This is a genomic window from Halovibrio salipaludis, from assembly GCF_002286965.1.
GTDB lineage: Bacteria > Pseudomonadota > Gammaproteobacteria > Pseudomonadales > Oleiphilaceae > Halospina > Halospina salipaludis.
In genome coordinates this window covers 139920-161183 of the sequence record NZ_NSKD01000001.1, presented here as the reverse complement: position 1 = coordinate 161183, position 21264 = coordinate 139920, and the positions used below count along the sequence as shown (strand labels likewise).

Genomic DNA, 21264 nt, shown 5'->3' with positions numbered 1-21264 from the left:
TTCGTCTGGTCGCGCCCGTCGGCGGACCCTTATCAATCTCCTTCCTGATGGTAACGGCGCGCCTTGAGCTGAATCCCCATGCTTTCGAGCGTGCTGCTCCTCTGGCCGCGCATCAGGTTCAGGAGCTCCTGCCGGGCCGTTTCCGCTTTCATGCCCCGTTTCTCAAGCTGGGCCAGCATCTTTGTGAAGACCTCCCTTCGCCTGAGGCCTGCCGGGGAAGGTATCCCTTCGATCCGAGAAGAAGTCCAACAGGGTGGACCCGCAGAGGCAGTTGCGGAAGAGTTCAACGATCGGGCGGTCGTCGTCATCGTAGGAGCTTTTCAGGCCGGTTCGACCCGCAATCCCTTCGGACCGTGTTACGAAATCCTCGGGGGAGTGGTAAACCCGGCCACAGGTCCTGCATTCCTTGGGAAAGGCGTTGTCCGACAGCGCCTGGAGGCCTTCAAAGAGTTCGAGGTCGTTAGCGTCCTGATTCATGGGGTCGGCTGCTCATTTCCTTCGGGCTTTCCGGGTGCCGGAAGATCCAGCAGGTAGCGTTCGCCGCTGATGGCTTCTTCCAGGCGGTCCGCGAGGAGATCCAGGATGCCGTCGTGTTCCCCGGCAAGACGGGTGATCCGGGTCGACAGGCCCGGGTTACGGGTTTCCGCATCGGCGCAGATGGTCGCCACATCGCCATCTTCCCCGGCGTGCTTTCCGGGCGACAGGAACAGCATTGAAACGATGACGGGGCCCTGGTTGAAACCGGGTTCATCCAGGAGGTTTTCAAGCAGGGGGTCGTTGAAACGGTACGCGTCTCCCTCACGGCGCTCCATGGACGCAGGCGTCACACTGCGTACCCGGCCCTCAAGCAGCGTTGCGAGTTGACCGGCGACCACGTTGCGCACAGCCGTTACTTCCGGGATGGGACTGCCGTGGTCGGCCAGTACGACAGCCGGCTGTGAACCGCCGGGCATTTGCTGGAGCTGTTCTTCGACACCATCCCGAAGAATGCGCGCCAGTCTCAGGTCCGTAGGGGCCTGGAGATCCACCAGTGGGGAAGCAACCCGGATCCGGACCCGTGGGTGCGCTTCCTGCACGTCGCCCAGCCGCTCGGGCAGGTAGCCGCTGAGGGCCCGGCTCGGGCCGAAGAAGAATGGCAGAACCACCATGTCTGTAATGCCCTCCTCGGCCCTCCAGGTCGCGGCCGGCCCCAGGGTGGAGGCCGGTACGCCATCAAGCTCTTCCGCCGGCACTTTGTTGGAGTGCAGCAGGGAACGGGCCTCAACAGGAAGGCCGGTACGTTCACCGAGCGCGGCCGCCACGCGTCTCAGGTTGAGCGTGGCGCCGGGGCGGAGGGAGCCGTTGTCAACGAGGAAAACATGCGTCATTGGATGGTCCCTTACTTTCAGAGTAACTACGGCAGAAGACCGGCTGCCGTTCACCGGGACATGATGCCTCAGGGGGGTGGGTCCGTCAGCTCCTGGTGTTGCGAACTCTTTACATTCGCTTAATTAACGATAATAATTCGCATTACGTACCTAAAAGAAGCTGAACATCCCATTCCGGATCAGGAGACATCTGCAGTGACACACCGGCGTTTCATCCCTCGTAAGCGGCTTCTCCCGCTTGCCATTGCGTCAACGGCCCTGGCGCCCTTTTCCATGACGGCACAGGCCCAGTCCGAGACTGGCATGACGCTGGATCCAGTGGTGGTATCGGCCACCCGGAGTGAAACCTCAGTTTCCGAAACGGCTCGGTCGGTGACTGTGGTGGATGAGGATCAGATCAATGAACAATCAAAGGTCAGTCGAAATCTGAACGATATTCTCGCTCAAACGGTTCCTGGTCTTGGGCCGAGCACTGAATCGGTCACCAATTATGGGCAGACATTGCGCGGCCGGAAGTTTCTGGTTCTGATCGATGGAATTCCCCAGTCGACACCACTCCGGGATGCCTCAAGGGGGCTGAACAGTATTTCGGCATCGGCTATTGAGCGTATCGAGGTGATCCGCGGAGGCACGGCGATCTATGGTTTCGGTGCCAAGGGCGGTGTGATCAATGTCATCACCAAGAAAGCCAGTGAAGACAGTGTTTCCGGATACTCGCAGGCAGGTGTCCGCTTTTCGACGGAGCACTTTGATGACTCCCTCGATTATGAGACGGAACACCGGGTCAGTGGAACCCAGGGTGATTGGGATTACGTGCTTTCCGGCTCTTTCGTGGAGCGCGGAGGCAGGTTCGATGCCGATGGCGATCGGATTCCACCCGGTGGCCCTGGTGGGACACAGGGTGGTTTCTCGGATACCACGGAGTACAACGTTCTCGCCAAGACTGGTCTGGATTTTGATGGAGGCGATCAGCGCATCGAGCTGATGGTTAACGAATTCAATAACGAGCAGGACTCAGACTACACGTTCGGTTTTGCCCAGGGCGATGACAAAACACCAGCGGTGCCTCTGGACGAGGCGGTGGACCAGGCCAAACCGGGAGTTGATCCTGAGCAGGTTTTTACCTCGGCAAGGGCGACCTATTCGCACGCGGACATCGCTGGTAGTTCGATCAAGGCGGATGTCTACTACGGCGATTCCCGTCAGGCCTTCCCGAAGTACTATTACCCTGGCGCGGGGCCCTATCCACAGAGTGCGATCGAGTCGGAAAAAGTTGGCGTCAGGACATCTGTCAATACGCCGTTGGAGGTGCTCGCAGACGGAGCCAACCTGACCTGGGGCGTGGACTACCTGTCGGATAAGACTGATTCGAGATACTACGATCAGAGTGGCGAAATTCCAGCAACCTCTCCCGCGATGGATCAGGACGCCTATGCAGGCTACGCACAGCTGGAACTCCCTGTTGCTGAATCTGCTGTGCTCCGGGCGGGTTTGCGTCACGAAGACATCAGTGTGGACGTCGGGACGGTTCCGGCAAATGGTAGTAGTTTTCCAAACCTTCAAGGTCACAGGGTGGAATCTGGAACACTGGATTACTCAGAAACTCTGTTTAACCTTGGCGCAGTCTATTTCGTGAGTGACTCTGTGGATCTCTTTGCCAGCTATTCTGAAGGCTTTTCCATAGCGGACGTTGGGCGTGTGATTCGTGATGCAGGGCCTTATCGTACAGCGCCAAGCGACCCCATCCTTACTTTTCAGGCGGGGAGTTTTGAGTCTGAAGCTGAGAAAGTCGAAAACTACGAGATCGGTAGCCGCTACAGTGGTGAGCGGCTCGGTGTCTCTGCTGCTGTCTTCTACAGCGCTTCCAATGGCGGCACAACCTTTGACAGTAATCTGAACATCCAGAAAAACGATGAGGATATCTGGGGCGTTGAGACCGCGGCGGACTACAGCGTTACTTCGGCAACCACACTGGGCGGGACACTGACCTGGGCCGAGGGCATCCGGGACACCGCGGATGGCGGTCGCAAACGTTTGCCGGGAACCCGGATAGCGCCACTCAAGGTTACTGGCTACCTGGAAGACCAGACTCTGAGCTGGTGGCACAACCGTCTGCAGCTCTCCCATATCGGCAGCCGGGACCAGTTCGAGGGATCGACCGCTTTCGGTGAAGGGGAGGTTGAGCGCTACACTATCATCGATTACGTCGCTCGCTTTAATGCGGGTTCCGGTGAGGTGACGCTGTCGGTCCGGAATCTACTGAACGAGGACTATTACCCCGCGGTCAGTCAGTCCTATTACCAGATCGGGTCGGCTAATAGTGCTACCAGCCGGATCAAGGGACAGGGTCGAACCATGGGTGTTGGTTACTCCCTCAACTGGTAGTGTTCCGATCGGCGCAACGCTATCCTGACGGCTTTCCAGTGAACGGGAATGGCAGCCATGGATGAAGCGATCCGCGCCGAGGGCCTGCTCAAGCAATTCGGTGCCACCCGGGCGCTCGACGGTATTGACCTGAGCGTGCCGCGTGGCACCGTTCTTGGTTTGCTGGGCCCCAATGGCGCCGGCAAGACGACCGCCGTGCGTATTCTGGCGACCCTGCTGGCGCCGGACGCCGGTAAGGCCTGGGTGGACGGGTACGATGTGGCCACAGAGGCCGCAGCCGTACGCACCCGCATCGGGCTGACTGGCCAGTATGCATCCGTGGATGAAAAGCTCACCGGGCGTGAAAACCTTGTGCTGATTGCCCGCCTGCTGGGATTCTCCCGCCGGGACGCCCGTTCCCGCGCGGGCGAGCTGCTGGCGGAATTTGGCCTGGAAGAGGCGGCCCATCGGCCGATCCAGACCTATTCCGGTGGCATGCGCCGGCGCCTGGACCTGGCTGCAAGCCTGGTCGGGCGGCCCCGAATCCTTTTTCTGGATGAGCCCACGACTGGACTCGACCCAAGGGCCCGCCTGGATCTGTGGAACCTGATCCGGCAGCTCGTGGCGCAGGGCACCACAGTGTTGCTGACAACCCAGTACCTTGAGGAGGCGGACAGCCTTGCGGACGAGATCGTGGTCATCGATCAGGGGCGGGTGATCGCCAGTGGCACCTCGGACCAGCTCAAGGCGCGTATCGGCGGGCAGACACTGGTGGTTGCGCCTGAGCGGGACGCGGACCTGGATACGGCGTACGCCATCGTGACGGAACTCGCCGGGCGGGCGCCCGAGGTGGATGGCAGTCGGCTGCGGGTTCCGGTAACAGATCCGTCGCTGGTGCCGGTCGTGGTGCGGCGCCTTGATGAGGCCGGCATCGTGGCGCGGGAGCTGACGCTGCGTGGTGCGAGCCTGGATGACGTCTTCCTGACCCTCACCGGGCGCCATGCCGACGTGGAGTCAGCGGACGAGGCTGTGGAGGTGACGCCTTGAACAGCCTCCAGCAGACCCTGACCCTCGCCTGGCGTTCCCTGCTTCAGCTGCGCCGCAATCCCTGGGAGTTGATGGATTTCAGTATCCAGCCGATCCTGTTCCTGCTGCTGTTCCTGTATGTGTTCGGGGGTGCGGTGGCTGGCTCCACGGAGGCGTACCTGGATTTTATCCTGCCCGGCGTGATTGTTATGAACCTGGTGTTTGTGACGGTTTACGTTGGCCATGGTCTGAACACGGATCTTACCAAGGGTGTGTTCGACCGCTTCCGGGCCCTGCCCATTGCGCGCTGGGCGCCACTGGCCGGGCGCATCCTTGCGGATATGGTCAAACAGGCCTGGTGCGTCCTTCTGTTGCTGGTGGTGGGGTTCCTGCTCGGGTTCCGGCTGGGAGCGCCTGCCGCTGGTGTGCTGTTGATGCTGGCCCTGCTGCTGGTTTTCGCGTTCGCCATGTCCTGGATCATGGTGCTGGTGGGCGTCATGGCGCGGGATCCGGAACACGTCCAGCTGTTCGGCTTCACGGCGCTGTTCCCCGTCACCTTTCTGAGTAACGTCTTTGTGCCGCTGGAGACACTGCCGCCGTTCATTCGGGCCGTGGTGGCCGCCAACCCGGTGTCACTGCTGTCCGAGGCCGCGCGCGGGCTGCTCAGTGGCGGGCCGGTGTTTGAGCCGGCGCTGTGGTCGCTGGTGTGGGCCGCGATCATCACGGTGGTATTCGCGCCGCTGTCCCTGTGGGCCCTGAACCGGCGTCTGGCACGCAGTTGAGGGTGGGTTACAGTAATTCCGTCAGGTCGTTCACTATCCGGTCGGGACTGTAGTCCGCAACCGGCGTTCCCTGACTGTAGCCGTAGGTGACCGCGACGCTTGGAATACCGAGGTTACGGGCGCCGAGGATGTCCGAACCGGAATCCCCGATCATCCAGGCGCTGCCGGTTGTGGCACCGAGCCGGTCGAACGCCATCTGGAGATGGGCGGGGGCGGGTTTGCGGATGAGGGTGCCGTCGTCGCCGACCAGGCTGTCACCGCTGATGACGGCTCCGAAGAAGTGGGCCATGCTGAGCTGTGCCAGCAGCGGTTCCGTGAACTCGGCGGGCTTGTTCGTGACGATCGCCATGGAACAGCCGCGTGAGTGGGCGGCTTCCAGGAATGCCATAACCCCCGCGTAGAGCTGGCTGTGATGGCCGTTGCAGGCGTGGTAGGCCCTGTAGAAAAGGGACTCCGCATGGTCGGCAAATCCCGTGTTTCCCGGCGCGGCGGGGTCGAAGGCATCAGCCAGGGCCCGTTCCACCAGTTTGCGGGCGCCGTTGCCAACCCAGAGCCGGGTTTTCTCAACACCCGCGGGGGCACGCCCCAGCTCCGCCAGCATGGCATCCACGGCGGCGGCCAGATCGGGGGCGCTGTCCACAAGGGTGCCGTCCAGGTCCAGCAGCAGGGTGTTGGGCAGCGTCGCGGTGGTCACGTTATCGGGCCGCCGCGATCCGGTCCCGCATGTCCGCAATGATGCGGCTGTAATCGTCCTTCTTGAAGATGGCGGAGCCGGCCACAAAGGTATCCGCGCCAGCTGCCGCGATCTCCCCGATATTGTCTTCCTTCACGCCCCCGTCCACTTCCAGCCGGATATTACGGCCGCTGGCATCGATCTTCCGGCGTGCCTCGCGCAGCTTGTCGAGCGTGCCCGGTATAAAGGACTGGCCGCCGAAGCCGGGATTCACGGACATCAGCAGGATCATGTCCAGCTTATCCATTACGTAGTCCATATAATGCAGCGGCGTTGCGGGGTTGAAGACCAGGCCGGTTTTGAGCCCGGCTTCCCGCACCATCTGCAGGGAGCGGTCGATGTGTTCCGAGGCTTCCGGGTGGAAGGTGATGTAGCTGGCGCCGGCATCGATGAACATCTGGATCAGGTCGTCCACTGGTTTGACCATCAGGTGCACATCAATGGGGGCGGTCACACCGTGCTTGCGCAGGGCCTCGCAGACCATGGGGCCGATGGTGAGGTTGGGCACGTAGTGGTTGTCCATCACGTCGAAATGGACCATGTCCGCGCCCGCGGCCAGGACGTTGTCCACTTCCTCGCCCAGCCGGGCGAAATCCGCGGAGAGGATGGAGGGCGCGATGAGGGGCTCGTTCATGGGAAGATCCGCCATTGTTGATAGACTGTTCCGAAAGGCGGCAGTTTAACGCTTCCGGCTCATTCCGTACCACAGGAGGTTCTGTGTCCCTTCGTTTCGCATCGTCCTTTGCCTTGTGCCTGCTCCTGGTCGCCATGGTGCTTCCGGTTTCCGCGCAGCAGCAGGAGACCGAACAGGAGGCAGACGCAGAGGGCGAGGAAGCGGATCAGGGCACCGATGGGGAGGAGGAGCCCGAGCCACCCAGTGTGAGGCTGGTCCACTTTGGCCCGGATAACGCCGCGGGGTCGCTGGCCTCGCTCTACCCCGACCAGGCTCTGGAGCTTGGGCAGGATGAGGGCGCCTTTACCGGACTGCTGAAGCGGGAAGGCACACCGGAGCGTCACGGCGGCGTTCTGATCGTGGCTCCCTCCGGTCAGTCACCGGATCAGGGAGTGGCCGGGGCGATACGCAGCCAGTTGCCCAAAGCGGGCTGGATGACGCTGTCGGTCGCCCAGCCGTCAGAACCGGTTCCGGGGATCCCGGACAGGGTCTTTGAGGCAGAGACTGCGGGCAGTGGTGGCGCAGAACAGGATGACGCCGGAACGGACGGAGAGGAATCGGCCCAGCAAGACGCAGGGGATGGCAACGCGGAAGCGGGCGGTGACGCGCACGACCCTCCGGATATAACCATTGAAGTGGCGTCGGGAGCAGCCACCCCGGAACGCGAGGATGACTGGCAGCAGAGGGCCACGGACCGTATTGCCGCCGCGGTGAATGCCCTGCGTAACGAGAACGTGGGCACCATCGTGTTTGTCGGGGTCGGGGATGGGGCGGATCTTGTTCTGCGCTACGCTAGTGCCAACGGCGCCACGCTGCCACCGGACCAGTTCGGTATGGTCTGGATCAATGCCCGGCTGAGGCCGCCGTTCAGCGAGGGGCTGGTCGCGGCATTGGGGGAGGACTATGGCGTTCCTATTCTCGACCTGTATGACCGGAATAGGCATTCCGAGCGTGCCGAACAGCGTTCGGCTGCTGCGCGGCGGGGCGGATTTGCGGCCTACACCCAGTCCGCCATTCCAGTCCCGAGGGGTGGGGCCGCCCGGGAGCAGCGGCGGGTGCCAGCCCGTATCCGGGGCTGGCTGTCTGGTAACCTGGAATCAGAAGGCGGGCAGTAATTGGCGTTGCTGTTCCTGTTACCCGGATAATGGTTCCAGTCTGTCTCAGGCTGTCCTATTCTTGGCAGCGTGAACCACAACAATTGGAACCTGAGGTTACCCATGAAACCGGATACTCTCGCCATTCACGGCGGCTTCCATCCCGACCCCACCACCAAGGCGGTCGCAACCCCGATTTACCAGACCACTTCCTATGCGTTCGACAACACCCAGCATGGGGCTGACCTGTTCGATCTGAAGGTCGAGGGCAATATCTACAGCAGGATCATGAATCCGACCAATGCCTTCCTGGAGGAGCGTGTCAGGCTGCTGGAAGGCGGCGTGGGTGCGCTGGCCATGGCTTCAGGCATGGCGGCCATTACCGCATCGATCCAGGCCATTGCTGAGGCCGGGGATAACATCGTTACCACGACCCAGCTCTACGGAGGGACTTTCAATCTCTTTGCCCATACCTTCCCGAAACAGGGCATTGAGGTCCGCTTTGTCAGTGCCGACGACCCGGATGCATTCGAGGCGCGCATTGATGATCGCACCAAGCTGATTTTCTGTGAGACCGTGGGCAACCCGGCAGGCAATATTGTCGATATTGAAAAGCTCGCTGCGATTGGTCACCGGCACGGCATCCCCCTGTTCGTGGACAACACGGTTGCGACCCCCTGTCTCTGGCGCCCCTTCGAGCACGGGGCGGACGTGGTTATCCATTCACTGACCAAGTTCATGGGCGGGCATGGCACCACCCTGGGGGGCGCCATTGTGGATTCCGGGCGTTTCCCGTGGGCCGACCATCCCAAGCGCTTTGCCGTGCTGAACGAGCCGGATCCCTCCTATCATGGCGTGGTCTACACCGAAGCCATGGGCGAGGCGGCGTTCATCGGGCGGTGTCGGGTGGTGCCGCTGCGCAATATGGGCGCGGCCCTGTCACCCATGAACGCCTTCCAGCTGATGCAGGGCATTGAGACCCTGCACCTGCGCATGGAACGCCACTGCGAGAACGCGCTGAAAGTGGCTCAGTATCTGGAGAAGCATCCGGCAGTGAACTGGGTCAACTACGCGGGCCTTGAATCGAGCCGATATCATGAGCTCGCGAAGAAATACATGGACGGCCAGGCGTCGGGCATCCTGTCCTTTGGCATCAGGGGCGGCGACGAGGCCGGGGCGAAATTCATCGATGCCCTGAAGATGATCGTACGCCTGGTTAATATTGGCGATGCCAAGACCCTGGCGTGCCATCCCGCGAGCACGACCCACCGTCAGCTGAATGACGAGGAACTGGCCAGCGCCGGTGTCTCCCGGGATCTGGTCCGCCTTGCCATTGGCATCGAGCACGTGGATGACATCCTCGCGGACGTTGAACAGGCGCTGGATGCGTCACAGTCCTGATGGACGCTGGCCCGGCGGCGCACGCTGTCGGGCCTACTCCTTAAGGCCGCTGAAACGCTCATCCACGAAACGGCTGTGACAGCTCACGCAGGATTCCGTCATCCGGTCGAAGAGCTGCTTCTGTTTCCGGGTGTTCTTTTCTACGCCAGCGTTCGCCAGCTTCCCAGCCTGTTTGTGGAACTTCTGGTCCAGTTTCAGGAACGCCCTGGGCACGGCCGCCTTGAGCGCCTGGCGGTCCTCATCGGTTAATTCCTGGGCGAGAATGAAGCTGTCGTGAATGGCCTGGCCCTTTTCCTTCACCACCTCATGGTTGCCGCGGATGATGGCGCTGTAGATCTCCTTCATGGCCGCCTCGATTCCGACCATTTCCTGCTGGAGCAGTCCGCGGAGCTTGGGATTCAGTTCGGAGGTGACGTCCTCGGCCATCGCGGGCGCGGCAACGAGGGTTGCCAGCGTCAGGCATGCAGCGAGCAGGCTGTTTCGGATGGAATTCATGCGTGGTCTCCCCTGGATTGTTGTTGGGTGATCTGGAGTTATTTTAATTCTAAAAAAATGAATCTTTTACGGCAAACAGGCAGTCTATGAGTCGGCAATCAGTCCCTCCCGGTAACAAGAGTGGCTTTCACCCGCAGCCCACCGAGCGGCGAGTCGTCGAATGTTAATCGGCCGCCGTACTGGTTCACGGTGTCGACAGCGATGGCAAGCCCCAGGCCCGAGCCGGGTTGCTCCTCATCCACCCGCCAGCCCCGTTCAGCCAGCGACTCACGCTGTTCCGGAGGGCAGCCGGGGCCGTCGTCGTCAACAGTAAGCAGGGTCTCTTCGCCGAGCCGTTGCACGGAAACCCGCACGCGGCCATGGCACCATTTGCAGGCGTTGTCGATGAGTACACCCGCCAACTCGAGAAAATCCTCGCGATCCAGCGGCAGCCTCAGTTGCGGCGTTACCTGGATATCAAAGTCGATGGCCCTGTGGGCATAGACCCTGGTGAACACGTCCGCAAGTTCAGAAAGCGCCGTCTCCGGGGCCAGGGTTGCCCCGGGCATGCCACTCCCGGCAAGGCGTGCACGACGCAGTTCCCGCTCCACGATGTTGCGCATGGCCACTACCTGGCGACGAACTTCTTCGGGTGCCTCGGGCTCGTTTCCGGCCAGGCCGTCGAGAATCGTCAGGGGGGTTTTCAGCGAGTGGGCGAGATTGCCAAGGGCGTTGCGGGAGCGCGTCAAACGGCTCGAGAGCAGGCGGATCAGCTGGTTGATTTCCAGGATCAGGGGACGGATTTCGAGGGGGACATGATCGGCGTTGAGTTCCTGGATATCGCCGCGCTCCAGGCGCTGAAGCTCCGTGCGGAGCGCATTTACGGGGGCGAGGCCGCGACGGATCAGGGCTGTCTGTGACAGCACAATAAGCCCCAGAAGCAGCACGCCAAGAACCGCTACGCCGGTCTGCAGGAGCCGTACCGTCGCGGCCAGTGGCCCAATGTCCTCGGCAACGCCGACAACCGCGGACTGTCCAGACTGGCGGAAGCCCTCGACCAGCAGCATAAGCGGTTGCCCCTCGGGCCCCTGGGTACGGAAGCTGCGACGCTCGCCGGGTTCGAGGCTGGGCAGGTCCAGTTGCTGGTCCCAGAGGGAACGGGAACGCTGGGGGGCGCTGCCCTCGGTTTCAATCTGGAAGTAGTGGCCGGAATAGGGCTGTTGGTAGACCTGGGTGAGCTGCTGGCCCTGATGCGGCGGCGCCCCCGGCCTTAACTCCACACCGGCGACCAGGGTCTCGAGGTCATGTTCCAGGCGGCTGAGCACAAAGTCGTCCACCAGCTGGCGCGCGCCGTAGCTGACGAGCACCACCGCCAGCAGCGTGGCTATTGCTACCGGGATGGCGATACCAATGGCAAGTCGCGATTGCAGGCTGGTGTGCATCATGGAAACGCTCAGCAGTCCCGGGAACGGAAAACGCCGGGATGAAAGACGTACCCCTGGCCGCGACGGGTCTCAATGGCGTCATGGCCCAGCTTGCGCCGCAGCCGATTGATGTAGACCTCGATGACATTGCTGTCCCGGTCCTGGTCGTATTCGTACACGTGCTCGGTCAGGCGGCTTTTCGACAGGAGGGCATCCGGGTGGAGCATCAGGTAGCGCAGCAGGCGGAATTCGGTTCCGGTCAGTTCCACCTGGGCGCCGGAGGGCAGGCAGGTTTCCTGGCGCTCCTCGTCCAGTGTCAGGTCGCCGGCCGAAAGCGCGCCACCGGGCTGGTTGCCGGCACGGTGGATGAGGGCGTTGAGCCGGGCAATGAGCTCCTCGGTATGGAAGGGTTTGCCGAGGTAGTCATCGGCCCCGGCCTTGAAGCCATCCACCTTCTCGTGCCAGGCATCCCTGGCCGTCAGAACCAGAACCGGGAGCCTGTTGCCGGCCTTTCGCCAGTTGCGGAGTACCTCCAGCCCGGAACGCCCGGGAAGACCGAGGTCCAGTACGGCCACATCATAGGCTTCCTCGTTGCCCAGGTATTCCGCCTCAATGCCGTCTGCGCTGACATCCGTCGCGAATCCGGCATCGCCCAGCGATTTCCTGAGCTGCTCGGCAAGCGCCGTCTCATCCTCGACCAATAGCAGTCTCATCCGTCGGACACCTGATCCGCTTCGCCCATGAATTCGCCGGTAACCGCGTCAAACAGCAGTTTCCGGACCTGGCCCTCGGCGTCCAGGATTTCCAGTTCGTAGATGTGCTCGTCGTCCTCGCACTCCAGCTCCACTTCCAGCACCCGGCCGTCCGGGTAATCCTGGCGGAAGCTCGCCAGGATCTGCTCAAGGCCGACGATGTCCTCGTTCTCATGCAGTGTCCGGACCTCGTCATGGTCGGCGCCGGCAATGGGAACCAGGGCTGCCAGGAGCAGGACCACCGTTATTGGTCGGTACCACTTCTGCCTGAGTGTCATCAGGTGCCCCGCTTGTAGCCGGTGAACATGGACCGGACCAGGTTCTGGCGCTCGCGGAGGCTTTCCACGATAACGCCGATCACGTGGAGGATGACCAGGGCGAGCGTCAGGTTGGCAAGGACTTCGTGAACCTCTTCGGCCGTCTCCACCAGGGCGCTTTCCTCGTGTTCTTCCGTCTCGTCATCCCCCGCAACCGGGGCGGTTTCGGTCTGCATCTGCGGCGTGGCGATCAGCCATCCGGCCAATGGCCCTTCGCCTTCCTCCCCGGCCAGGACCACCATGCCGGCACCGGCAGTGACCAGCAGCGATACGATGATCCCCAGGATCATGGCGCCACCGGCCGGATTGTGACCCCGGTAGTACTCGGCGCGGCCCCGCATATTGTCACGCAGGTAGGCCAGTACGGTGCCGGGGGAGAAAACGAAGTTGCTGAAACGGGCATGCTCGCTGCCGATAAAACCCCAGACAATGCGTAACACCAGCAGTACCACGATAAGGTAGCCCGCCCAGGCGTGCAGCCACTCGGGTTCACCTTCGGTGAGATAGGCGGTAAAGAAGGCCACCACCAGGAGCCAGTGGAAGATGCGTATGAACGGGTCCCAGACCCGGACCTGATTGTCCTGATTCATGGTTGGTTCTCCGCTGTCCATGTATTCATGGGCTCAGCCTAGGGGAGTCGCCTTAATTGAACCTGAACACGCCGGCTCTCCAGTGATGGTGGTGTGTCATGGGCTGGATTCCGCCTCCGTGGCGGTCAGCTTGAGATCGTTCAGGATGATGTAGAACGCCGGCAACGCGATGAGAATCAGCACCGTGGAGATGAGCAGTCCGAAGACCACGGAAATCACCAGTGGCTTGATCGCCATCGCCTGGGTACTGGTTTCGGCCAGCAGCGGCAGCAGGCCGGCGATGGTGGTGCTGGAGGTGATGAAGATGGCCCGGAAGCGGTCGCGGCTGGCCTGCCGTGCCGCGCTCAGCGCGTCCAGCCCACTCTCCCGGTGGATGCGGATGAACTGCACCAGCAGGATGGCATTGTTCACCACGATCCCGGACAGTGAGGCGGCCCCGACCAGCGAGGGTGTGGTGAGGTTGTAGCCCATCAGGATGTGGCCCCAGATGGCGCCCATGAAGGCGACGGGGATCGCCAGCATCACGATCAGTGGCTCGATGTAGCTCCGGAACTGGAAGGACAGGATCAGGAATATCCCCAGGAGCCCGATCAGAAGGCCCCGGGCGATGGACTGGCCGGTTTCCTTGGAGCGTGCCGTCTGGCCCTCCACCGTGATGCCGAGGCCGGGGTAGCGGTCTTTGAGTTCGGCAAAGGTTGTGCCGCCCAGCTCACCGACAATGGCGCCGGCATTGGCGGTACGGGTGTCGACGTCCGCGGTGACCGTGGCGGTGCGCAGTCCGTCAATCCGCGTGATCTGCCCCCAGTCCCTTGCGGTTTCGATGTGGGCCACCTCGGTCAGCGGGACCGGACGGTCATTGGCACTGAAGACAACACTGTCCTCCAGGAAATCCAGGGTGTTGCGTTCCGTATCGGTCTGGCGCAGCAGTACCTCGATATACTGGTCACCCACCTGGACGCTGTCCACGATGTCACCGAGCACACCGGTGCGCACCTGGTTGGCCACATCTCGGGCATCAATGCCCAGCGCCAGCGCGCCTTCCTTCAGCGACAGCTGTCGCTGAGGCCTGCCCGGGCGAAGGTCGTCCATGATGTTGAGGGTGCCGGTGTAATCCCCGATGGCCGTGGAAAGGTCCGTTGCGGCCTGCTTCAGTGTGGACAGATCCTCGTGGTGGAGGCGGATCTCGATGGGAATGCCGGCGGGGCCGAAACCGGGTTCCTGGATGTTGAGGCTGACCAGGCCATCCACCGGCCCGATGGCCTCATACCAGCGCTCCGTCAGGGTGGCCAGGTCCGTGGTGCGCCGCTCTGCGGTGAGAAGGTCCACCATCACGGTGGCGATATGCGGGCCGGTTTCCCCGGCGCTGGCGTGGTGGTTGAAGCGGGTCTGGATATTCTCTACCAGGGGCTGTTCCCCGGGCTGCTCCGGAGTGAGGTCCTGGCCGATGGACTCCATGGCACCGCTGACCCTGTCAGCAACTGCCTTGGTGCGCGCCAGTGGCGTGCCCTGGGGCATGAGAATGCGTGCCTCCAGCACGTCGCCGTCGATATCCGGCATACCCTCCATCTTGATCATCCCATAGCTGATTGCGCCGACGGAGCCGAACAGGAACAGAAGCATCAGCGCAAGGGCCGTGTAACGGGCCTTTATGGCCCGGTCGGCAAGACGTCCGCTGTGTTCCCGTAGTGCTTCAAAGCGCCGGGTGAAGCCGGCCCGGAACCTGGATTGAGTGGCGCTTTTCAGGCTCCGGAGGCTGCCCTTGAGGTGATGGGGCAGGATCCAGAAGGCTTCGACCAGGCTGGCTGCTAGGGCTGCGAGAAGGGCAACCGGCAGTACTTCGAGCACCGCGCCCATTTCTCCGGCCAGGAAGGACAGTGGCAGGAATATGGAGGCGGTGGTGAGAAAGGACGACATGACACCGGGCAACACCTGCCGGGCGCCCTGGGTCGCGGCTTCCAGGGTCGAACGATCGGGCGAGGCGCTGGCGGCAATGTTGTCGGTAATGACCACGGCATCGTCCATGACAATGCCAATGGCCATCAGCAGCGCCACCAGCGTGACCATGTTCAGGGTGAGCCCGGTTGCCAGCATCACCGCAAAGGCCCCGGCAAATGCCGCGGGAAGGCCGAACAGGGCCCAGAGCGCCAGGCGCGGGCGGAAGAAGAGACTCAGGACCAGGCCCACCAGTATCAGCCCGAAGATGCCGTTCTCCACCAGCATCTGCAGGCGGTCGCGGACGATGGAGGTCATGTCCTGGGTCAGTTCAAGGTTGACGGTGCCGTTCCGGGCTTCGAGCTCCTGCTGCCGGAAGTCCTGGAGGGCGTCCATCACGCGCAGCGAGTCCGCGCTCAGGTTCTTGTGCACCTCCAGGATAATGGCGCGCTCGCCGTTGAAAAGGACGCGTTCCTCGGCCCGCTCGTGGTCAATGGAAACGTCGGCAATCTCACCCAGGCGTATCTCGGCGCCACTCTGGCCGCTGATCACGCGGATGTTGTTCAGGTCTTCAGCGCGGCGGCGCTGGTCCACGAATCGCAGCTGGACGTCCTGGCGCTCGGTCTCCAGGGTACCCAATGGCAGGTCCAGGTTCTGGCGCTGCAGGGCTGCGGCGATATCCGTTGCGGCCAGGCCATACTGGCGCAGCTGGTCCCGGGACACGGCCACCTGCCATTGCCGCTGTGACAGCCCCTGGGTCACCACATCCGCCACGCCATCGAGGCGCAGCAGCCGGTCCTCCAGGTCATCCACGTAGGTTTCCAGGTCATTGAACGACATGGGGCCGGAGACGGCGAGGGCGGCGACCAGGTCGGTGCGGTGGCGCTGCTCGATGATCGGGTCCTCGGCCCTTTCGGGCAGGTCCTGCAGGGCCTCGATGGCGGTGCGGATGTCGTCGAGGAAACGCCCCATGTCGCCGCCGCGCTCCATGCTGGCCACGGCCTGGGCCATGTTGTCCCGGGCCGTGCAGCTGAGCTCCTCCATGTTGTCCACCCGCTGCAGGGCGTCGTTGAAGCGCTGGCAGATGGCCTCTTCTACATCCGCGGCCGTTGCGCCCCGGTACTCCATGCTGATGCTGACTTCCGGCGGGCGATAATCGGGAAAGGTCTCGCGCTTGAGGTTGGGCGCGGAAAAGAGCCCAACGGCCAGGATCAGTATCAGCAGCAGGTTGCCTGCCGTGGGGTGGGCGGCAAACCAGCGGATCATGGCGTGGAACCCCGGGCCTGCGTGCGGATGGTTTCCAGTGCGCTGTCATCGCGGGTGGGGCTGAGCGGCGTCCCTTCGATGGCCGGAACCAGGTCATCCAGGATGAGCCGTTCCCCCGGCTTAAGGCCGTCATCAATGACGGCGAGATCATTCTGGCTCCAGGCTACCGAGACGCTGCGACGTTCCAGCTGGTCCTGGTCGTCCGCCAGATAGGCCCTGTCCTCATGGATGGCGGCGGAGGGAACCACGATAACGTCATCGGGCGTCTCAAGGGCCAGGGTTCCCTGAACGTACATGTCCCGCACCAGGGGCGGCTGTTCCGGCGGATTGGCGCTGCGGTAGGGCTCCTCCACGCTCAGAACCACCTGGACGGTGCGGGTCCCGGGATCGAGGCCGCTGGCAATGCGCGTGACCCTGGCATCCCAGGTGGTGTCCGGGTCACCGGCCAGGGAGAGCCGGGCGCTGATCCGGCTGAGGTCAGTGCGCCGGTGAAGATCCAGCAGGCCCTCACCATGGGTTGCCTCGGGCGCATCCGGAAGCTGTCGCATGAGGCGGCGCAGCTGGGCGATCGGCAGCTGAATGACCGCCTCGGCCCTGGCGATGCCATCAGCCCTGAACAGGGTCTGGCCCGGGCGAACTTCCTCGTGCTGTTCCACCCCGGCTTCGTGGATGCGCACGTCAAACGGCGCCGTGAAACGTGTGTCCTCGAGATCCTGCCTGGCCTGTTCCAGGGCGGATTCGGCGCGGGCGATCCGGGCGTTGAGGTTGTCCCGCTGGCTCGGGATCAGCGCAAGCTCATTCTCCAGGGACTGCACGGCCTGGCGCTGCTGGAGGGTGGCGCGTTCCTGTTCGTCCACCCGGGTGCGGGAGACCGCGTCCCTCTCGGCGAGGTTGCGCACCCGCTCCAGCTCCTTTTCCGCCAGGGCCAGGCGTTCCTTTTCCAGCTCCAGCAGCATCCGGGTATTGGCGGCTTTCTGTTCAAGTTCGCGTTTGCTGCTGCGGGCAGAGGCAAGATCCGCCTCGGCGCTGGTGACGGCCAGCCGGTATCGGGTCGGGTCGATCCGCAGCAGTTCGGTTCCCTCTTCAATCAGGTTGCCGCTTTCCAGATCGGGGTGGCGATGCGTGATGCGCCCACCGACGCGGGCAACCGCCTGCCAGGGGCGGGCGGCCCGGACGTTGCCGTAACCCTGCGCCTCAACCCGGAAGGGCATGGGGGTGATGGGCATCACCCTGACATTGCGGGTTTGAGCGCCAGCGCCAGATTGTTCCGGCCCCGGCCTGAGGTTGGCCATTACCACCACAAAGGCGATGCCCGCCAGCAGCGACAGGCCCACGATCAGTGCATTCTTGCGGCGTAGCGACGTGGCCAATGGGCGCTCCCTGAGTGTAATTAAGCATGGCCTAATAGAGTAAGGCCGGTCAGCGCCTTTTCACAATGATATCCGTTAGTCAGTGGCTGGTCCCCTCTTCGTACTGGGTCTTGTTCCAGACGTTGTACTTGCCGGAAGGCTTCTTCATGGGAATGCGCTTGAGTTCTTCCAGGGTGTCGGCGTCGTAGACGATCACCGCGCCCTCATCGTCCCAGATGCTGAGCAGCAGCTTCTCCCCGTGACGATCAAACTCCACGTGGGCGGAGGTCTTGCCCGGCGCCGGCTGGAGCGTTTTCTCGATTTCCAGGGTCTGCTTGTCGATTACATGGACCTTGTCACTGTTGGGGCCGAAGAACACGTCCACCCAGGCATAGCGGGAATTCTCGTGGCTGCGCATGAAGAAACCGGGGCCCTCGGTCTCCAGTGTCTTGAGGACTTTCCAGTTCTGCATGTCGATGATGGACACCGCGCCGGTGCGGAAGTGGGGCGTGGCCATGACGCGTCGGCCTTCGTATTCCCAGGTGATGCCGGAGCCCAGGTGCGGCATGCCGGGCAGGGGCAGGGTGGCCACGGTGTCGCCGGTGTCTAGGTCGATCACATGGCCTTGCTTGCCGTCGCGCGCGGCGCCGATCAGGTGCTGGTAGTCCGGGTCGAAGAAGAAATCATCCAGGTGGGTTTCGGTCTCCATGCGCCGCACCTGCGCCTCGTCATCCACCACCCGGATTTCCCAGGCCTCGGGAATGTCCTTGAGGGCGGCAATGAAACTGTCCCTGGGCGGCGCGGTGTAGACGGCACTGACGCGGGAGCTTTCCATTTTCTGCGGGATGCTGTCCTGGTATTCCAGGCTGTGCCAGCTGGTCTGGGAGGAGGCTTTGTCATCCGGCCTCGCAGCCGGAATCACTTCCATCAGGCTGAGATCCTCGGCATCAAACAGGGCCATGGTGTGGGGCAGGTAGTTCGCGGCCAGCACGTACTCACCATCCGCGGAGACGGCAATGTTGCGCATATTGATGCCGGCCCGGATCTCGGCCACGACCCTGAGGTTGTACAGGTCGTACTTGGTGATCCAGCCGTCCCGGGAGCCGAAATAGACGAAGCGGCCATCCGGGCTGTACTTGGGGCCGCCGTGCAGGGCGAAACGGGTCGGGAAACGGGTGATCGGCTCCATACGGTCCCCGTCGAGGAGCGTGACATGGTGGTCACCTTTTTCGACCACCAGGAACAGGTTCATCAGGTCCGCCACGTAGATCGGGAACGGGTCGAGCGTATCAGCAGGGTTGGGAACCCGGTGTGATGCCTTGATGGCATCCGGGGACCAGTCCAGATCGTTGTCCGGCTCGCTATAGATGAAGTCCACCAGGCGGGTAATCTCATTGTCTGAGAGGACCTCATCATAACCACTCATCTGGGTGGCAGGGCGGCCGTTGCGGATGACGCTCTCGGCGTCCTCCTCTGAAAGCCGCCCAAGGTTCTGGGGGAGCAGTGCGGGCCCGGTGACGCCGATCCGGTCAGAGCCGTGGCAGGCGGCACAGTGTTGTTGATAGAGCGATTGCGTGGAATCGGGCTCACTGTTGCTGGCCTGCAGTACCGGAGCTGTTGCCAGCAGGCAGAGCAATACAGCGTTGGTAAGGGTGGGTTTCAAGATCATACTCCCTGGTAAGCCCCGACCATCGGTAGGCGGTCTGGTGTGTTGCAGGATGGCCTTAGCCTGTCCGCCAGTGCGACGACACTCCCTACGATAATGAGTGTTGGTGGCTGGAACTGATCGTGCTCAGCGGTAGCCGGAAGCTCGGCGAGCGAGGTCACGGCCACGCGCTGTTGGTTGGTTGTACCCCGTTCGATCAGGGCCACGGGGCAACTGCCGTGGACACCATGATGCATCAGGTTTTCGGTAATGGTACTGGCATTGCTCAGGCCCATGTAGAAGACCCGTGTCTGGTTGGGGCTTGCGAGGGCCTCCCAGTCCAGGTCCAGGCTCTGGTCCGCCTTGCGGTGGCCGGTTACGAAGGTCACGCTCTGCGCATGGTCCCGGTGGGTGAGGGGGATGCCGCAATGCGACGCGCACCCGGAGGCCGAGGTGATCCCCGGTACCACCTGGAAGTGAGCGCCGTGTTCCATCAGGTACTCCGCTTCCTCGCCACCGCGGCCCAGGATGTAGGGATCGCCGCCCTTGAGCCGGACCACCCGTTGCTGCTGTTGCGCTCGGGCAACGAGGAGCGCGTTGGTGTCCGCCTGCGGCACACAGTGGTTGCCGCTGGACTTGCCGACGTGAAGGCATTCCGCTGACGGGTTCACCAGCTCCATCACCTGGGGAGAGACCAGGCGGTCGTGGAGGATCACGTCGGCCTGCTGGATGAGCATCAGCGCGCGCAGGGTGAGGAGACCGGGATCACCCGGGCCGGCGCCTACAATGGCGACATCTCCGGCCCGGAAGGGAGGCTCCGCCAGCTGGAATTCCACCAGGCGCTTTTTCTGGTTGGTGTTGTCCATACGGCGCTCCTTCAAAGGTTATGGACTGGAATCTCCACCGCTGGCGTGGCAACCCGGCGGTCGCTTTCGGCTACTCCGATTTCCTGATTGGTCAGGTAACAGCCGGGGTCCTCTTCCCAGAAATCCCCGGAGACGTTATAGGCGCGCACACGGGTGTTGCCGTTGCATACCGGCAGGTAATGGCAGTCCCCGCAGCGTCCTTTTACCGGCCGTGGCCGCTGGCGGAATCCGGCCATCAACGGATCGCTTTCGTCACTCCAGATCTGTGAGAACGGCGTTTCCCGGACGTTGCCCAGGGTGTAGTTCCACCAGAACGTATCCGGATGGACGTTACCCAGGTTGTCGATGTTGGCGATGTTCACGCCGGAGGAGTTGCCGCCCCAGTTCACGAGGCGCTGCCAGAGCGCATCCACCTGGTCCGGGTAGTGCTCCCGGGCCCACTCGATCAGGAAGGGGCCGTCGGCGTCGTTGTTGCCGGTGACGTACTCGCGCTCGATGCCCTGCTGCAGTTCCCGGTGACAGTGATCGAACATCATGGTCATGGCCTGGCGGGTCATGTCGTACCAGGTGTCGCGCTTGCGGTTGCGTCCCCCGCGCCCGGAATAGTTCAGGTGGGACAGGTAGAACTTGTCGATATCGTGCTCGTCCAGAAGCCGCAGAATATCCGGCAGTTCGTGGAAGTTGTCCTGGGTGAGGGTGAAGCGCAGGCCCACTTTGATGCCGGCCTGGCGGCAGAGTTTCACGGCGTGCATGGAGTCGGCAAAGGACCCCTGCTTCTGGCGGAACCAGTCATGGGTGGCTTCCAGGCCGTCGATGCTGATGCCGACGTAGTCATAACCCACGGCCGCGATCTGCTCGATGTTGTCCTCGGTGATCAGGGTGCCATTGGTGGACAGACCCACATAGAACCCCATCTGCTTGGCGCGATGGGAAATCTCGAAGATGTCCCGACGCATCAGGGGCTCCCCGCCCGAGAGGATCAGTACCGGTACGCCGTAACTCTTGAGGTCGTCCATGACGGTGTAGACCTCATCGGTTTCCAGTTCACCCTCGAAATCAATGTCCGCAGACACGGAATAGCAGTGCTTGCAGGTGAGGTTGCAGCGCCGTATCAGGTTCCAGATGACCACGGGTCCCGGCGGCCGCGCCGGTGGCGGAACCGGGGTGGGGTGCATCAGGCTCTTGATGTAACGGGTCATTCTGAACATG

The 21264-nt window shown here is 62.6% G+C and carries 20 protein-coding genes; 5 read left to right on the top strand and 15 right to left on the bottom strand.

Translation table 11 applies throughout. From position 1 onward, the window contains the following. Positions 1–32: 32 nt before the first annotated feature. Genes CK501_RS16790 through CK501_RS00810 form a run of 3 tightly spaced genes read right to left on the bottom strand, consistent with a single transcriptional unit; the run spans position 33 to position 1367 of the window. Positions 33–179, bottom strand: a complete 147-nt coding sequence (locus CK501_RS16790) for a hypothetical protein (RefSeq protein WP_158223002.1) — start codon at positions 177–179, stop codon at positions 33–35. Beyond that, positions 163–477 (bottom strand): hypothetical protein, encoded by a 315-nt coding sequence (locus tag CK501_RS00815; protein ID WP_095615829.1) that lies wholly within the window; start codon positions 475–477, stop codon positions 163–165. Before CK501_RS00815 ends, CK501_RS16790 begins: the two co-directional genes overlap by 17 nt. Then, complete coding sequence (locus tag CK501_RS00810) at positions 474–1367, bottom strand: sirohydrochlorin chelatase (protein WP_095615828.1); 894 nt, start codon at positions 1365–1367, stop codon at positions 474–476. Before CK501_RS00810 ends, CK501_RS00815 begins: the two co-directional genes overlap by 4 nt. Positions 1368–1640: 273 nt before the next feature. On the opposite strand from CK501_RS00810, the gene CK501_RS00805 reads away from it, so the two are divergent. From CK501_RS00805 to CK501_RS00795, 3 genes are read left to right on the top strand one after another with little or no spacing between them, the layout of a single operon-like run. Further along, entirely contained in the window at positions 1641–3752 is a 2112-nt protein-coding gene (locus CK501_RS00805) for a TonB-dependent receptor (protein WP_143421361.1), read from the top strand. Between the two features lie 57 nt (positions 3753–3809). Next, positions 3810–4778 (top strand): ATP-binding cassette domain-containing protein, encoded by a 969-nt coding sequence (locus tag CK501_RS00800; RefSeq protein ID WP_095615826.1) that lies wholly within the window; start codon positions 3810–3812, stop codon positions 4776–4778. After that, complete coding sequence (locus CK501_RS00795) at positions 4775–5539, top strand: ABC transporter permease (RefSeq protein WP_095615825.1); 765 nt, start codon at positions 4775–4777, stop codon at positions 5537–5539. The genes CK501_RS00800 and CK501_RS00795 overlap by 4 nt, the downstream gene beginning before the upstream one ends. 7 nt (positions 5540–5546) lie before the next feature. Here the strand turns inward: CK501_RS00795 and gph are convergent, their stop codons facing one another. Both gph and rpe read right to left on the bottom strand, forming a co-directional pair. Continuing rightward, positions 5547–6233, bottom strand: a complete 687-nt coding sequence (gene gph / locus CK501_RS00790; protein ID WP_095615824.1) for a phosphoglycolate phosphatase — start codon at positions 6231–6233, stop codon at positions 5547–5549. A 1-nt stretch (position 6234) separates the two neighbouring features. Then, positions 6235–6906, bottom strand: a complete 672-nt coding sequence (rpe, locus tag CK501_RS00785) for a ribulose-phosphate 3-epimerase (protein ID WP_095615823.1) — start codon at positions 6904–6906, stop codon at positions 6235–6237. Between the two features lie 83 nt (positions 6907–6989). Here rpe and CK501_RS00780 point away from each other — a divergent pair, with 83 nt between their 5' ends. Both CK501_RS00780 and CK501_RS00775 read left to right on the top strand, forming a co-directional pair. Continuing rightward, entirely contained in the window at positions 6990–8060 is a 1071-nt protein-coding gene (locus tag CK501_RS00780; RefSeq protein ID WP_095615822.1) for a DUF3530 family protein, read from the top strand. Positions 8061–8162: 102 nt separating this feature from the next. Continuing rightward, positions 8163–9440 (top strand): O-acetylhomoserine aminocarboxypropyltransferase/cysteine synthase family protein, encoded by a 1278-nt coding sequence (locus CK501_RS00775; RefSeq protein WP_095615821.1) that lies wholly within the window; start codon positions 8163–8165, stop codon positions 9438–9440. A gap of 33 nt (positions 9441–9473) precedes the next feature. Here the strand turns inward: CK501_RS00775 and CK501_RS00770 are convergent, their stop codons facing one another. The 10 genes from CK501_RS00770 to nirJ form a co-directional block, all read right to left on the bottom strand. Then, positions 9474–9935, bottom strand: coding sequence for a cytochrome c (locus CK501_RS00770; RefSeq protein ID WP_095615820.1), 462 nt, complete (start codon positions 9933–9935; stop codon positions 9474–9476). 98 nt (positions 9936–10033) lie between these two features. After that, positions 10034–11359 (bottom strand): sensor histidine kinase, encoded by a 1326-nt coding sequence (locus tag CK501_RS00765; protein WP_095615819.1) that lies wholly within the window; start codon positions 11357–11359, stop codon positions 10034–10036. Positions 11360–11367: 8 nt separating this feature from the next. Then, a complete protein-coding gene (locus CK501_RS00760) occupies positions 11368–12051 on the bottom strand; it encodes a response regulator transcription factor (RefSeq protein WP_095615818.1) in 684 nt (227 codons plus the stop codon). Further along, complete coding sequence (locus CK501_RS00755) at positions 12048–12368, bottom strand: PepSY domain-containing protein (RefSeq protein ID WP_143421360.1); 321 nt, start codon at positions 12366–12368, stop codon at positions 12048–12050. Before CK501_RS00755 ends, CK501_RS00760 begins: the two co-directional genes overlap by 4 nt. Continuing rightward, positions 12368–12997 (bottom strand): cytochrome b/b6 domain-containing protein, encoded by a 630-nt coding sequence (locus CK501_RS00750; protein ID WP_095615816.1) that lies wholly within the window; start codon positions 12995–12997, stop codon positions 12368–12370. Before CK501_RS00750 ends, CK501_RS00755 begins: the two co-directional genes overlap by 1 nt. A 96-nt stretch (positions 12998–13093) precedes the next feature. Continuing rightward, positions 13094–16195, bottom strand: a complete 3102-nt coding sequence (locus tag CK501_RS00745) for an efflux RND transporter permease subunit (protein WP_095615815.1) — start codon at positions 16193–16195, stop codon at positions 13094–13096. Continuing rightward, on the bottom strand, positions 16192–17565 hold the full coding sequence (locus CK501_RS00740; protein WP_095615814.1) for an efflux RND transporter periplasmic adaptor subunit: 1374 nt from the start codon (positions 17563–17565) through the stop codon (positions 16192–16194). The genes CK501_RS00745 and CK501_RS00740 overlap by 4 nt, the downstream gene beginning before the upstream one ends. Before the next feature lie 79 nt (positions 17566–17644). After that, complete coding sequence (locus CK501_RS00735; RefSeq protein ID WP_095615813.1) at positions 17645–19213, bottom strand: cytochrome D1 domain-containing protein; 1569 nt, start codon at positions 19211–19213, stop codon at positions 17645–17647. Next, complete coding sequence (cobA, locus tag CK501_RS00730; RefSeq protein ID WP_095615812.1) at positions 19210–20055, bottom strand: uroporphyrinogen-III C-methyltransferase; 846 nt, start codon at positions 20053–20055, stop codon at positions 19210–19212. The genes CK501_RS00735 and cobA overlap by 4 nt, the downstream gene beginning before the upstream one ends. Before the next feature lie 11 nt (positions 20056–20066). Continuing rightward, positions 20067–21263, bottom strand: coding sequence for a heme d1 biosynthesis radical SAM protein NirJ (nirJ, locus tag CK501_RS00725; RefSeq protein ID WP_095615811.1), 1197 nt, complete (start codon positions 21261–21263; stop codon positions 20067–20069). Position 21264: the final 1 nt, after the last annotated feature.

What these genes read in the sequence shown, in the direction of transcription:
- CK501_RS16790 (WP_158223002.1), bottom strand. Translation starts at nt 179, where the DNA reads ATGCTGGCCCAGCTTGAGAAACGGGGCATGAAAGCGGAAACGGCCCGG.
- CK501_RS00815 (WP_095615829.1), bottom strand. Translation starts at nt 477, where the DNA reads ATGAATCAGGACGCTAACGACCTCGAACTCTTTGAAGGCCTCCAGGCG.
- CK501_RS00810 (WP_095615828.1), bottom strand. Translation starts at nt 1,367, where the DNA reads ATGACGCATGTTTTCCTCGTTGACAACGGCTCCCTCCGCCCCGGCGCC.
- CK501_RS00805 (WP_143421361.1), top strand. Translation starts at nt 1,641, where the DNA reads ATGACGGCACAGGCCCAGTCCGAGACTGGCATGACGCTGGATCCAGTG.
- CK501_RS00800 (WP_095615826.1), top strand. Translation starts at nt 3,810, where the DNA reads ATGGATGAAGCGATCCGCGCCGAGGGCCTGCTCAAGCAATTCGGTGCC.
- rpe (WP_095615823.1), bottom strand. Translation starts at nt 6,906, where the DNA reads ATGAACGAGCCCCTCATCGCGCCCTCCATCCTCTCCGCGGATTTCGCC.
- CK501_RS00775 (WP_095615821.1), top strand. Translation starts at nt 8,163, where the DNA reads ATGAAACCGGATACTCTCGCCATTCACGGCGGCTTCCATCCCGACCCC.
- CK501_RS00770 (WP_095615820.1), bottom strand. Translation starts at nt 9,935, where the DNA reads ATGAATTCCATCCGAAACAGCCTGCTCGCTGCATGCCTGACGCTGGCA.
- CK501_RS00765 (WP_095615819.1), bottom strand. Translation starts at nt 11,359, where the DNA reads ATGATGCACACCAGCCTGCAATCGCGACTTGCCATTGGTATCGCCATC.
- CK501_RS00760 (WP_095615818.1), bottom strand. Translation starts at nt 12,051, where the DNA reads ATGAGACTGCTATTGGTCGAGGATGAGACGGCGCTTGCCGAGCAGCTC.
- CK501_RS00755 (WP_143421360.1), bottom strand. Translation starts at nt 12,368, where the DNA reads ATGACACTCAGGCAGAAGTGGTACCGACCAATAACGGTGGTCCTGCTC.
- CK501_RS00750 (WP_095615816.1), bottom strand. Translation starts at nt 12,997, where the DNA reads ATGAATCAGGACAATCAGGTCCGGGTCTGGGACCCGTTCATACGCATC.
- CK501_RS00745 (WP_095615815.1), bottom strand. Translation starts at nt 16,195, where the DNA reads ATGATCCGCTGGTTTGCCGCCCACCCCACGGCAGGCAACCTGCTGCTG.
- CK501_RS00735 (WP_095615813.1), bottom strand. Translation starts at nt 19,213, where the DNA reads ATGATCTTGAAACCCACCCTTACCAACGCTGTATTGCTCTGCCTGCTG.
- cobA (WP_095615812.1), bottom strand. Translation starts at nt 20,055, where the DNA reads ATGGACAACACCAACCAGAAAAAGCGCCTGGTGGAATTCCAGCTGGCG.
- nirJ (WP_095615811.1), bottom strand. Translation starts at nt 21,263, where the DNA reads ATGTTCAGAATGACCCGTTACATCAAGAGCCTGATGCACCCCACCCCG.